This window comes from Streptomyces sp. AMJ-169 (assembly GCF_055597585.1).
In genome coordinates this window covers 140,149-152,653 of sequence record NZ_JBVLTJ010000001.1, presented here as the reverse complement: position 1 = coordinate 152,653, position 12,505 = coordinate 140,149, and the positions used below count along the sequence as shown (strand labels likewise).

Below are 12,505 nucleotides of genomic sequence, written 5' to 3'. Positions count from 1 at the left end.
GGTCTGTCGATCCTCCGGGGACGTCTCACGTGTGGAAAAATGGTCTAGACAACCCTGAGACACTGAAGGGCAGCAACACATGGCTGAGCGCCGCGTCAACATCGGCTGGGCGGAGGGCCTTCACGCCCGCCCCGCCTCCCTCTTCGTCCGGGCCGCCACGGCCTCAGGCGTCCCGGTGACGATCGCCAAGGCGGGCGGCAACCCGGTCAACGCCGCCTCCATGCTGGCCGTCCTCGGCCTCGGCGCCCAGGGTGGCGAAGAGGTCGTCCTGGCCTCCGACGCCGAGGGCGCGGACGCGGCGCTGGACCGGCTGGCCAAGCTGGTCGCCGAGGGTCTTGAGGAGCTTCCCGAGACCGTGTGAGCCATCACCCGCGCGGGAGGCGTTCAGCCCGCGCGTGCGTGCGTGAAGCCGCGTCAGCCCGTCCGGGCGGCGCGGCTTCGCCGTTTCCCCGAGCTTCACGAAACCTCCCGGACCCTTTCCCGGATGATTTGCCCCGCAAAGGATTCGGAGTGCGCGGAAGCACACCGCAGGAGCGCACCCGATGAATTCACGGCGCGCACCGAAAAGGCCGACGGAAATACACCTCCGCCGAATATCTCTTCTTTGTATACGGCGCCCGTGTTAATGACGCAGGCCGGACATGTTTACGGCGTGTTGCGAAGTCCTCACACGGCCGTCGGCCCCGGGCAACCGCAGCCGGTGCGCGGCGGTCGAGCGCTCGGTGTGCAGCGCGGTGATCGCGCGGGCCCGCTCGGCGTCCCCGCGCGCGACGGCGTCCACGATCGCGCCGTGCTCCGCCCAGGCCTCCACGGGGCTCACGGGCGCCTCCACGGCGTACATCCAGGCGATCTTGTGGCGCAGCTGGGTCAGCGTCGCGGTCAGGGTGTGGCTGGCGCAGGCCTGGGCGAGCGTCTCGTGGAACCAGCCGCCCAGGGAGCGCAGATCCTCGCTGTTGCCCCTCCTGGCGCGCTCCTGGCCCAGCCGGACGAGCCCGCGCAGCACCTTCAGGTGGGCCTCCGTGCGCCGCTGGGCGGCCCGCGCGGCCCCGAGGGGCTCCAGGAGCAGCCGCATCTCCAGGAGGTCGGCGGCCTCCTGCTCGGTCGGCTCGGCCACGCACGCGCCCGCGTGGCGGCGGGTCACGACGAAGCCCTCGGCCTCCAGGGTGCGCAGCGCCTCGCGCACGGGGACGCGGCTGACGCCGTAGCGGCGGGCGAGGAGTTCCTCGGTGAGACGGCTGCCGCGCTCGTAGACACCCGCGACGATGTCGTCCCGGATGGCCGTGCACACCGAGTGCGCCGGAATACGCATGACCGACCTCCGCATTAACCCCGTGAAACGCCGTCCATTCGACGTCTGTTCCGTGACTCTATTGCAATCAGCGGGAATTTCCGATGGCGAGCCGGAATCCATGGATATTTTTTGGACAGCGGGCGCCCGAAACGCCGAAAGCCCCGGCCGGAAGGGCCGGGGCTGGACGGTTTCGCGCAGAACGTCAGACGGTGACGCCGTGGCCGCGCAAGTACGCGACCGGGTCGATGTCCGAGCCGTACTCGGGGCTCGTGCGGGCCTCGAAGTGCAGGTGCGGTCCGGTGACGTTGCCGGTGGCGCCCGAGAGGCCGATCCGCTGCCCCGGGGTGACGCTCTGGCCGACGGACACCGTGATCGACGACAGGTGGCCGTACTGGGTGTACGTGCCGTCGTTCATGCGCAGGACGATCTGGTTGCCGTAGGAGCCGCCCCAGCCGGCCTCGACGACCGTGCCGTAGCCCACCGCGTGGACGGTCGTCCCGGTCGCCGCGTGGAAGTCGATGCCGGTGTGGCTGCCGGACGACCACAGGGAGCTGCTCGCGCGGTAGCCGGTCGACACGTAGGAGCCGGTGACGGGGATGACGAAGGCGTTCAGGCGGGCGCGCTCGGCCTCGCGGGCGGCGCGGGCCTCGGCCTCGCGCGCGGCCTTCGCCTCGGCGGCGGCCCGCTGCCGCGCGGCCTCCTCCTGGGCGGCCTGCTTCTGCGCGGCGGCCTGGTCGTCGATCTGCTCGGCGACGTCGTCCCCGACGGTGACCACGGGGATCAGGCCGGTGTGTTCGAGGGAGGTGTCGGCGGCGAGGGCCGGGGAGGCCACGCTCGCCATGACGCCGCTGGTGGTGAGCGCCGCTATGCCCGCCGCGCGGGCGGTCGTGCGCTGCATCCGGCCGGGCCTGCGGTGCTTCCCGGTGGTGGCGCAGGTGAACGCCATAGGGTCGTGTTCGTCCTTTCCTTCCCTCTCGCCTACCGGGTTAGCTGACGGGTTCGGAGCAGGAAGGTCTCCTACGGGCTCCCCTTGGGAGGGCGCCCGATTCACCCCAGGGACGGTGGGTCCCCGGCTCCCCTGGCTCGCGCCGTAGGGGGACTCGGCGATCGCTGTCCGGTGCCGCGGCTGCGGCGCACTGCCTGACGAACAGCCCGGACGACGCTAGAGCGGGGCCCCTCGGTTCCCCAAGCGGACACCGGGATTTGTTAAACATGCCACAGGGCAGAGGGGCAGGGTTCACACCAATACGGACATCTGTAAAGGGAGCCGCCGTGCGGGAACGCGCGCGCGGGTGAACCCCCAAAGGCTCACCCACGCGCGCGTGCCCTCGTACGCCTACTCCGCCGGTACGACCTTCACCGGGCCGATGCCCAGGGCCTCGACCTCCTCGCGGATCTGGGCGGCGTCGCCCACGAGGACGGTCACCAGGCGGTCGACCGGGAAGGCGGCGACGGCCGCGGCGGTGGCCTCCACGGTGCCGGTGGCCGCCAGCTGGCGGTAGAGGGTCGCCTGGTAGTCGTCGGGCAGGTACTGCTCGACCTGGTCGGCGAGCGTGCCCGCGACGGCGGCGGCCGTCTCGTACTTCAGCGGGGCGACGCCGACGAGGTTCTGCACCGCGAAGTCCCGCTCGGCGTCGGTCAGTCCGCCCTCGGCCAGGGTGCGCAGCACGGTCCACAGGTCGCCCAGCGCGGGCCCGGTGTTCGGGGTGTCGACGGAGCCGCTGATGGCGAGCATGGACGCGCCCGAGCCGTCCGGGGCGGAGCGCATGACCTGCCCGAAGGCGCGCACCCCGTAGGTGTAGCCCTTCTCCTCCCGCAGGACGGCGTCCAGCCGGGAGGTGAGCGTGCCGCCCAGGCAGTACGTGCCGAGCACCTGGGCCGACCACACGCGGTCGTGCCGGTCGGGCCCGATCCGGCCGATCAGCAGCTGTGTCTGGACGGCTCCGGGGCGGTCGACGATGACGACGCGCCCGGTGTCGTCCGCGGTGACCGGCGGCACGGGGCGGGGCTCGCCCGGGGTGCCCGTCCAGGCGCCCAGGGTCTCGCCGAGCAGCGCCGCGAGGTCGATGCCGGTCAGGTCGCCGACGACGACCGCGGTGGCCGTCGAGGGGCGCACGTGCCGGTCGTAGAAGGCGCGTACGGCCGCCGCGTCGATCTTGGCGACGGTCTCCTCGGTGCCCTGGCGCGGGCGCGACATGCGCGAGCCGGCCGGGAACAGCTCCTTGGAGAGCTCCTTGGCGGCGCGCCGGGAGGGGTTGGCGAGCTCGTGCGGGATCTCGTCGAGCCGGTTGCCCACGAGCCGCTCGATCTCGCCGGCCTCGAACGCGGGCGCGCGCAGGGCGTCGGCGAGCAGGCCGAGGCCCTTGGCGAGCCGGGAGGCGGGGACCTCCAGGCTGAGCCGGACCCCGGGGTGGTCGGCGTGCGCGTCGAGGGTGGCGCCCGCGCGCTCCAGCTCGGCGGCGAACTCCTCGGCGGAGTGCCGGTCGGTGCCCTCGGAGAAGGCGCGCGCCATGATCGTGGCGACACCGTCCAGACCGGCCGGCTCGGCGTCCAAAGGCGCGTCCAGGAGGATCTCCACGGCGACGACCTGCTGGCCGGGGCGGTGGCAGTGCAGGACCGTCAGGCCGTTGTCCAGCGCGGCGCGTCCGGGGGCGGGGAACGCCCAGGGCCTGGCCTCGCCGGCCTGCGGCTGGGGGTGGAAGTCCATGGTGGCCGTCTCGCTCACTTGGCCGCCTCCTCGTTCTCGTCGGTGGCGCCGCCGGCCGTCACGGTCGCCTCGGCCTCGGGGTCTTCGGGCACGTCGGCGTCCTCGGCCCGCTCGGGGGCGAGGGGTTCGTAGACGAGCACCGCGCGGTTGTCGGGGCGCAGGCGGGCCTGGGCGACCTCCCGCACCTCCTCGGGGGTGATGTCCAGGACACGCTGTACGGCGGTCAGGGCGAGCTGCGGGTCGCCGAACAGGACGGCGAAGCGGCACAGTTCGTCCGCGCGGCCCGCGACCGTGCCGAGCCGGTCCAGCCACTCGCGCTCCAGCTGCGCCTGGGCGCGCTCCATCTCCTCGGCGGTGGGGCCCTCTTCGGCGAAGCGGGCCAGCTCCTCGTCGATGGCGGCCTCGACGGCCGGGATCTCCACGTCGCCGGACGCCTTGACGTCCAGCCAGCCCAGGGACGGCGCCCCGGCCAGCCGCAGCAGCCCGAAGCCGGCCGCGACGGCCGTACGGTCGCGCCGCACCAGGCGGTTGTACAGGCGGGAGGACTCGCCGCCGCCCAGGACGGTGAGCGCCAGGTCGGCGGCGTCGCCCGCGCGGGTGCCGTCCTCGGGGAGGCGGTAGGCGGCCATCAGCGCCCGCGCGGGGACCTCCTCCTCGACGACCTCGCGCAGCTGCCCGCCCATGGTCTCCGGCAGCGAGCCGTCGCGCGGGGCGGGCTTGCCGTCGTGCGCCGGGATGGAGCCGAAGTACTTCTCCACCCACGCGAGGGTCTGCGCGGGGTCGATGTCGCCGACCACGGACAGCACCGCGTTGCCCGGCGCGTAGTACGTCCGGAAGAACGCGCGCGCGTCCTCCAGGGTCGCCGCGTCCAGGTCGGCCATCGAGCCGATGGGCGTGTGGTGGTAGGGGTGGTCGCCCGGGTAGGCGAGGGCGGCCAGGCGCTCGAAGGAGGTGCCGTAGGGGACGTTGTCGTAGCGCTGGCGGCGTTCGTTCTTGACGACGTCGCGCTGGTTCTCCATCGACTCCTCGTCCAGGGCGGTGAGGAGGGAGCCCATACGGTCGGCCTCCAGCCAGAGCGCGAGCTCCAACTGGTGGGCGGGCATGGTCTCGAAGTAGTTGGTGCGCTCGAAGCTCGTCGTGCCGTTGAGCGAACCGCCCGCGCCCTGCACCAGCTCGAAGTGGCCGTTGCCCTTCACCTGGGCGGAGCCCTGGAACATCAGGTGCTCGAAAAGGTGAGCCAGACCCGTACGGCCCTTGACTTCGTGGCGCGAGCCGACGTCGTACCACAGGCACACCGCCGCGACGGGGGTCAGATGGTCCTCGGAGAGCACCACGCGCAGGCCGTTGGCCAAGCGGTGCTCGGTCGCTGTCAGGCCCCCGGAGCCTGCCTGGGCTGTGGCCGTGTGACCCATGGGCATGTACGTCCCTTCGCTCGCGGACGCGGTCGTCGAACCGCGATGTCTGTAACCGGTCCTGTCACTGTATGCAAGCGTGCGCGGGGCGGTCGAAGTTCCCGGTTCGCGTACGCCGAGAGCGGATCGCGTAGCCTGCGGGCAGCCGCGGACGGGCTGTTCACTCCCGTCGGGCCGGGCCCGCCGATGCCGGGCCTCGGCCGCGTTGTCAGTGCCGCGGTCCACAATGGTCAGCGTCTGAACTCTAAGATCCGTCAGCGCCCGACCCCGAGCGACCAGAAATGAGGAGCCGGCAGCGATGGCCCGCCGCAGTACGAAGACCCCACCGCCCGACGACTTCGAGGAGCGCATCCTCGACATCGACGTCGTCGACGAGATGCAGGGCTCCTTCCTTGAGTACGCCTACTCGGTCATCTACTCCCGCGCCCTGCCCGACGCCCGCGACGGCCTGAAGCCGGTGCACCGCCGCATCGTCTACCAGATGAACGAGATGGGCCTGCGCCCCGACCGCGGCTACGTCAAGTGCGCCCGCGTGGTGGGCGAGGTCATGGGCAAGCTGCACCCCCATGGCGACTCGTCGATCTACGACGCCCTGGTGCGCATGGCGCAGCCGTTCTCCATGCGCGTGCCTCTCGTCGACGGCCATGGCAACTTCGGTTCGCTGGGCAACGACGACCCGCCCGCCGCGATGCGGTACACGGAGTGCCGCCAGGCCGAGGCGACGAGCCTGATGACGGAGTCGATCGACGAGGACACGGTCGACTTCGCGCCCAACTACGACGGCCAGGAGCAGGAGCCGGTGGCGCTGCCCGCCGCCTTCCCCAACCTCCTGGTCAACGGCTCCTCGGGCATCGCGGTCGGCATGGCGACGAACATGCCGCCGCACAACCTGGGCGAAGTCGTCGCCGCCGCGCGGCATCTGATCCGCTTTCCGAACGCGGACCTGGACACCCTGATGAAGTTCGTCCCGGGCCCCGATCTGCCCACGGGCGGGCGCATCGTCGGCCTCGGCGGTGTCCGGGACGCCTACGAGTCGGGCCGCGGCACGTTCAGGATCCGGGCCACCGTCTCGGTCGACACCGTCACGGCCCGCCGCAAGGGCCTCGTCGTCACCGAACTGCCCTTCGCCGTCGGCCCCGAGAAGGTCATCGCCAAGATCAAGGACCTGGTGGGGTCCAAGAAGATCCAGGGCATCGCCGACGTCAAGGACCTGACGGACCGTGCGCACGGCCTGCGTCTGGTCATCGAGATCAAGAACGGCTTCGTGCCCGAGGCGGTCCTGGAGCAGCTCTACAAGCTGACGCCCATGGAGGAGTCCTTCGGCATCAACAACGTGGCGCTGGTGGACGGCCAGCCGCTCACGCTGGGCCTGAAGGAGCTCCTGGAGGTCTACCTCGACCACCGCTTCACGGTCGTGCGCCGCCGCAGCGAGTACCGCCGCACCAAGCGCCGTGACCGGCTGCACCTGGTGGAGGGCCTGCTCACCGCGCTCGTCGACATCGACGAGGTCATCCGGCTGATCCGCTCCAGCGACAACAGCGCGCAGGCCAAGGAGCGCCTGATGGAGCGCTTCTCGCTGTCGGAGATCCAGACCCAGTACATCCTGGACACCCCGCTGCGCCGCCTCACCCGGTTCGACCGGATCGAGCTGGAGGCCGAGAAGGAGCGGCTCAACGCGGAGATCGCCGAGCTGACCCGCATCCTGGAGTCCGACTCCGAGCTGCGCAAGCTGGTCTCGAACGAACTCGCCGCGGTCGCCAAGAAGTTCGGCACCGAGCGGCGCACGGTCCTTCTGGAGGCCTCCGGCGCCACCGCGTCCGCCGTACCGCTCCAGGTCGCCGACGACCCCTGCCGGGTGCTCCTGTCGTCCACAGGGCTGCTCGCGCGGACGGCCAACGGCGGTCCGTTCGCCGTGGACGACGCCCCGCGCGCGAAGCACGACGTGGTCGTCTCCGCGGTGCCCGCCACCGCGCGCGGCGAGATCGGCGCGGTGACGTCCCTGGGGCGGCTGCTGCGGATCAACGTGGTCGACCTGCCCCAGCTGCCCGAGACGGCCGCCGCGCCCACCCTCGCGGGCGGGGCGCCGCTGACGGAGTTCGTGTCGCTGACGGACGGCGAGAGCGTCGTCTGCCTGATCACGCTCGACGAGTCCTCCCCGGGGCTCGCGATCGGCACCGAACAGGGCGTCGTCAAACGGGTGGTGCCCGACTACCCCACCAACAAGGAGGAGTTGGAGGTCATCACCCTCAAGGAGGGCGACCGGATCGTCGGCGCGATCGAGCTGCGCACGGGCGAGGAGGACCTGGTCTTCATCACGGACGACGCGCAGTTGCTGCGCTACCAGGCCTCCCAGGTGCGTCCCCAGGGCCGTCCCGCGGGCGGTATGGCGGGCATCAAGCTGACGGACGGCGCGAAGGTCATCTCGTTCACCGCGGTCGACCCGGCCGTGGACGCGGTGGTGTTCACCGTCGCGGGCTCGCGCGGCACCCTGGACGACTCCGTGCAGACGACGGCCAAGCTGACGCCGTTCGACCAGTACCCGCGCAAGGGGCGGGCCACCGGCGGGGTGCGCTGCCAGCGGTACCTGAAGGGCGAGGACTGCCTGTCGTTCGCCTGGGCCGGGGCGACTCCCGCGCGGGCGGCGCAGAAGAACGGGCTGCCCGCCGAGCTGCCGGAGATGGATCCGCGCCGGGACGGGTCGGGGGTCTCGCTGGCGAAGACGGTGGCGGTGATGGCGGGGCCGATCTAAGGGAGCCTCAGGGGGCTCTATGCCTCGTCGGCGTCCTCAGGGAGGCCGGCTCCGGGGAACTCCTCCCCGGGGTCGGCCTCTTCGTCGTACACGGGGTCTTCGGGCGCTTCGGGCTCCTCCGGGTCGCGGACGTACCGCAGGACCCCCCACATGCCGCGCTCGTCGGCCTCCAGGGCGGCGTCCTCGCACGCCTGGAGGGCCTTGTCCAGGGCCTGGCGGTCGATGCCGGAGCCGATCAGCACGAGCTGGGTGAGGCGGTCCTCCCCTGGCGCCCAGGGCTGCGGGACGAAGCGCAGGAAGCGGCCGACGGCGTGCACCTCGTAGCGGTTGCGGACGTCGTACGGACCGAAGTCGACGTACCCCTTGATCCGGTACAGCCCCTCGGAGCGGCGGTCGAGGAAGTCCATGAGGCGGCGGGGGTCCAGCGGGGTGCAGGTGACGTGGGAGAGGCTGTCGTAGGCGGTGTGCAGATGGTCCGCGTGGTCCTCGTCGTGGCGGTGCAGATCGTCGAACGACAGCTGGCCCACGCGCTCTTCGCTCGGGCGGCAGTCGAAGAGGAACTCCGGGTCGACGCGGCCGTAGGTGGCCGGTACGACGGCCGCACTCCCGGCCAGGGAACGAACGAGCGCGAGGCTTCGTTCCCGGTCGGCCGCGCGGTCGAGCTTGTTGACGACGACCAGGTCGGCGAGGCCGAGGTGGCGGTCGATCTCGGGGTGCTTCACGCGCGTGGCGTCGAACTCGGCCGCGTCGACGACCTCGACGAGACCGCCGTAGACGATGGCCGGGTGCTCGCTCGCCAGGACCATCCGGACGAGTTCGCCGGGCTCGGCGAGACCGCTGGCCTCGATGACGATGACGTCGATGCCGACCTCGGGGGCCGCGAGCCGCTCCAGGTACGTGTCGAGTTCGCTCGCGTCCACCGCGCAGCACAGGCAGCCGTTGCCGAGGGAGACCGTGGAGTCGCCGAGCGCGCCGGCCACCGCCATGGCGTCGATCTCGACGGCCCCGAAGTCGTTGACGATCGCGCCGATCCGGCTGCCGCCGCTGCGGTGCAGCAGATGGTTGAGCAACGTCGTCTTGCCCGAGCCGAGGAATCCGGCGAGCACGACGACGGGGATCTGCTGCAAAGGACGGCCCTGCGGCACCGTACGACCTCTTTCACGCCTACGCGTACGCCGGTTCAGGGGCCGGGCACGGACGGGGATCTGAACGCGGCCCAGGATACGGGCGGGGGGTCAGGGGGAGGGGGCTAGGGGGCGGCGGGTCGGGGTGGGGTGAGGGGGCTGTGGCGGGCGGGGCGGGGCGCGGTGAGGTGGGCGGCGGCGGGCGGGCGTCGGGCGTGGGCGCCGGGGAGTGTCCGCGCGGGGCGTGGCTGCCGGGGTGGGGGTGTGAGTGCTGGGCGGGGACGGTGAGCGGGGGTATGGGCGCTGGGCGGGGGCTTGGGCGGCGGCATGGGTGCTGGACGGGGGCTTGGGTGCCGGCATGGGCGTAGGCACCAGGTGTGAGCGTGGGCGCTGGACGTGGGCTTGGGTGCCAGGCGTGAGCGTGGGCGCCGGGTGTGAGCGCCGGAGTGTGCGACCCTCGCTTCCTTCTGTGCGCCGCCTCTCCGCCTCCCCGGGGGCCGGAGCCGCTCGGCACCCTGGGATGCGGGGGTGCCGCCCACCGCCCGCCGGTCCCGTCACACCGCCCCCGCCCCGCCGACCGGCGCACGGCCGCCTGGACCGGGGGTTGACATGGCCGCACATCGCGCACGGGTACGCGGGTTCGCATCGGCCGCGCGGGTGAGACTCACGGCCGCCCTCGGGCTGCCGCGCGCCGGCCGGCGCCGCCGGGCCGCCCTGACCGAGCAGCACCGGCTCTCCTTCGACCTGCTGTGCAAGGCGATGGACGATCCCCGGCTGGCGGAGGTCCTGGACACCTACGAGTCCGACGTCCCGCCCGACAAACAGCGCCAGTTCCTCTTCGCCAACGCGCTCTACGTCAACAACCTGTACTTCTATCGGATCGGCGCGCTCAACCGCGCGGAGCTGTACGGGCATCTGCGGGTGCTGTGCCGCAACCAGGTGTTCCGTGAGTACTGGGAGGCGACCCGGCATCACCGGAAGAGTCTTCCTGAGGCGTCGGAGGAGTTTCTTCTGGGGCGGATGACGGATGGGTTGATTCGGGATATGGACGATGTTGACGGGGATGAGTGGTGGGTGGTGGGGGCGCCGCCCGAGGAGTTGGGGGCGCCGCCCGAGGAGCCGAAGTGAACTCCGGGTGGGCCGGGAGCTGAAGTGAGCCCGGGTGAACTGGAGCTTCAAGTGGCGCTGGGCGGGCGGTGCTTGGCCTTGTGCCCCGGGTGTCAGCCGGGGCAGCGGTTCAGGCGTTAGGGCGGCGGAGCGTCAGCCTGGCGAGACGCCGGTTCAGGCAGCGGAGCGCCGGTTCAGGCGTCCGGGATGTCCTGCTTGGCGCGCAGCAGGGTCTCGCGCGTGATGACGACGATCCGCTCGTAGTCCGCTCGTGCGGCGTCCGACGGCAGCCCGGGGTCGAGTTCCTCGGTCGCCTCACGCCCGATGACGGCGAAGTCGCCGTTGCTGAGCTCGAAGATATCGGGGCAGGTCTGCCCGGTGGTGCTGCCGCGCTCCCGGGGGGACGCCCCGACACGTCGCACGATCTTCACGGATGGATACCGCCTTGTGGATCAGAGGGATGGACTGCCCTCCGATGTCGGCCGCGGTGGTTCGTGGTGGTGCGTCGGAGTGCGCTCTCCGCGCGCAAGGGTGGTCGCCGGAGCGCCCGGAGCGGGCGAGGCCAAGATATCCACTGGGCCGGAGCGGGGTGGGGCGAATGCGGTCGGCGAACGGGTGAGGTTTGGGCGAAGGGCTTGACGGGGCCGGTGGGGGCGGCTGGGCGGGGTTGCGGCCCGAACGTCCGTGCCCGTGAGTGCAGTTGACGATCGCTCAGTTCAGCTTGGCCCAGCTGGACTTGGTTCAGCCGGACTTGGCCTAGCTGGACCGGCTCGCCTGGGCTTGGCTCGGCCCGGTTCAGCGAGGCTCGGCCGGGTCCAGCCGGAACTCGGCCTGGTTCAGCCGCCCTCGGGCTGCTTCAGTCGGCCTCACCCCGGCCCTGCCTGCCCGCCCCCGCCCTCCGGCTCAGCCCAGTTCGACTCAACCGGACTCAGCTCGCGAGCGGCACCGCAACCGGCGCCACAGGCCCCACGTACCGCGCCGACGGACGGATGATTTTCGAATCCTCCGCCTGCTCAAGGATGTTGGCGCTCCAGCCGACGGTACGCGCGGCGGTAAAGGTGGGCGTGAACATCTCGCGGGGCAGACCGCAGAGTTCCATGACGACGCCGGCGTAGAACTCGACATTGGTGTGGAGCTCGCGGCCGGGCTTGAGCTCGGCGAGGATCGCCTCGACCTGGCGCTCGACCTCTACGGCGAACTCGACGCGGGCGCCGCCGAAGCTCTGGGCGGTCTCGCGGAGCATGCGGGACCGGGGGTCCTCGGTGCGGTAGACGGCGTGACCGAAGCCCATGATGCGCTCGCCGGCGAGGACGTGTTCCCTGATCCAGGGGTCGATGCGGTCGGGGGTGCCGATGGCGTCGAGGGTGTCCAGGGCACGGCTGGGGGCTCCGCCGTGCAGCGGGCCGGAGAGGGCGCCGACGGCTCCGACGAGGCAGGCCGCGACGTCGGCGCCGGTGGAGGCGATGACGCGCGCGGTGAAGGTTGATGCATTGAATCCGTGATCAATGGTTGAGATCAAGTATTGCTCGACGGCTCGCGCTTTACGTTGATCAGGCTCCTCTCCGGTCAACATGTACAGGTAGTTCGCGGCGTACGACAGGTCCTCCCGGGGCTCGACCGGCTGGAGCCCCTGCCCCAGCCGGTACAGCGCGGTGAGCAGTGTGGGGACGGCGGCGGCCGCCACGACGGTGTCCGCGCGGCGCCGTTCGGCGTCGATGTCGTACACGGGCCGGAACCCCTTGACCGCTCCCAGCAGGGACAGCCCGGTCCGCATCCCGGCGAGCGGGCCGCCGCCGGCCGCGGCCACGGCGGGGAGCACGGCCGCCACCTCGGCGGGCAGCCGGCGCAGCGCGGCGGTCTCGGCGGCGAAGGCCTCGGACCGCTCGGGGCCGGGGAGTTCACCGTGGACGAGGAGGTGCCAGACGTCCTCGAAGCCGCGGGTCTGCGCGAGGTCGACGGCCGAGTACTGGCGGTAGCGGTAGAAGCCTTCGAGGCCGCGTACGTCGCCGACCTGGGTGTCGGTGACGACGACGCCGGCGAGTCCGCGCGGGACGTCGACCCGTGGGGCGCTGGACCTGTTGACAGACATGAATGTGCCTCCCTGAACTTGATTTC

At 71.8% G+C, this 12,505-nt stretch carries 10 protein-coding genes and 1 riboswitch; of the genes, 3 read left to right on the top strand and 7 right to left on the bottom strand.

Translation table 11 applies throughout. The features are described from left to right. Nucleotides 1–79: 79 nt before the first annotated feature. On the top strand, nucleotides 80–361 hold the full coding sequence (locus ACYUD3_RS00620) for an HPr family phosphocarrier protein (RefSeq protein WP_470961691.1): 282 nt from the start codon (nucleotides 80–82) through the stop codon (nucleotides 359–361). Nucleotides 362–622: 261 nt separating this feature from the next. On the opposite strand, the gene ACYUD3_RS00615 is transcribed toward ACYUD3_RS00620, so the two are convergent. The 4 genes from ACYUD3_RS00615 to ACYUD3_RS00600 all read right to left on the bottom strand — a co-directional run bounded on the left by ACYUD3_RS00615 (nucleotide 623) and on the right by ACYUD3_RS00600 (nucleotide 5,416). Then, on the bottom strand, nucleotides 623–1,309 hold the full coding sequence (locus ACYUD3_RS00615; RefSeq protein ID WP_470961689.1) for a GntR family transcriptional regulator: 687 nt from the start codon (nucleotides 1,307–1,309) through the stop codon (nucleotides 623–625). A gap of 184 nt (nucleotides 1,310–1,493) precedes the next feature. Continuing rightward, on the bottom strand, nucleotides 1,494–2,237 hold the full coding sequence (locus ACYUD3_RS00610) for a M23 family metallopeptidase (protein ID WP_470961686.1): 744 nt from the start codon (nucleotides 2,235–2,237) through the stop codon (nucleotides 1,494–1,496). A 14-nt stretch (nucleotides 2,238–2,251) separates the two neighbouring features. Next, nucleotides 2,252–2,407, bottom strand: a riboswitch (cyclic di-AMP (ydaO/yuaA leader). 220 nt (nucleotides 2,408–2,627) lie between these two features. Continuing rightward, nucleotides 2,628–4,016 (bottom strand): M16 family metallopeptidase, encoded by a 1,389-nt coding sequence (locus tag ACYUD3_RS00605; RefSeq protein WP_470961683.1) that lies wholly within the window; start codon nucleotides 4,014–4,016, stop codon nucleotides 2,628–2,630. After that, nucleotides 4,013–5,416, bottom strand: a complete 1,404-nt coding sequence (locus ACYUD3_RS00600; protein ID WP_470961680.1) for a M16 family metallopeptidase — start codon at nucleotides 5,414–5,416, stop codon at nucleotides 4,013–4,015. Before ACYUD3_RS00600 ends, ACYUD3_RS00605 begins: the two co-directional genes overlap by 4 nt. A gap of 292 nt (nucleotides 5,417–5,708) precedes the next feature. Here ACYUD3_RS00600 and ACYUD3_RS00595 point away from each other — a divergent pair, with 292 nt between their 5' ends. Further along, nucleotides 5,709–8,159, top strand: a complete 2,451-nt coding sequence (locus ACYUD3_RS00595) for a DNA gyrase/topoisomerase IV subunit A (protein WP_470961677.1) — start codon at nucleotides 5,709–5,711, stop codon at nucleotides 8,157–8,159. A gap of 17 nt (nucleotides 8,160–8,176) precedes the next feature. Here ACYUD3_RS00595 and ACYUD3_RS00590 read toward each other — a convergent pair whose 3' ends face one another. Next, a complete protein-coding gene (locus ACYUD3_RS00590; RefSeq protein ID WP_470961674.1) occupies nucleotides 8,177–9,304 on the bottom strand; it encodes a CobW family GTP-binding protein in 1,128 nt (375 codons plus the stop codon). 588 nt (nucleotides 9,305–9,892) lie between these two features. Here ACYUD3_RS00590 and ACYUD3_RS00585 point away from each other — a divergent pair. Continuing rightward, the gene (locus tag ACYUD3_RS00585; protein ID WP_470961670.1) at nucleotides 9,893–10,411 is read left to right on the top strand and encodes a DUF6082 family protein; all 519 of its coding nucleotides are present in this window, start codon (nucleotides 9,893–9,895) and stop codon (nucleotides 10,409–10,411) included. Nucleotides 10,412–10,584: 173 nt separating this feature from the next. Here the strand turns inward: ACYUD3_RS00585 and ACYUD3_RS00580 are convergent, their stop codons facing one another. Then, the gene (locus ACYUD3_RS00580; RefSeq protein WP_470961664.1) at nucleotides 10,585–10,821 is read right to left on the bottom strand and encodes a hypothetical protein; all 237 of its coding nucleotides are present in this window, start codon (nucleotides 10,819–10,821) and stop codon (nucleotides 10,585–10,587) included. Between the two features lie 497 nt (nucleotides 10,822–11,318). After that, nucleotides 11,319–12,479: a citrate synthase/methylcitrate synthase gene (locus ACYUD3_RS00575; RefSeq protein ID WP_470961658.1), complete on the bottom strand. Its 1,161-nt coding sequence runs from the start codon at nucleotides 12,477–12,479 to the stop codon at nucleotides 11,319–11,321. Between the last annotated feature and the right edge of the window lie 26 nt (nucleotides 12,480–12,505).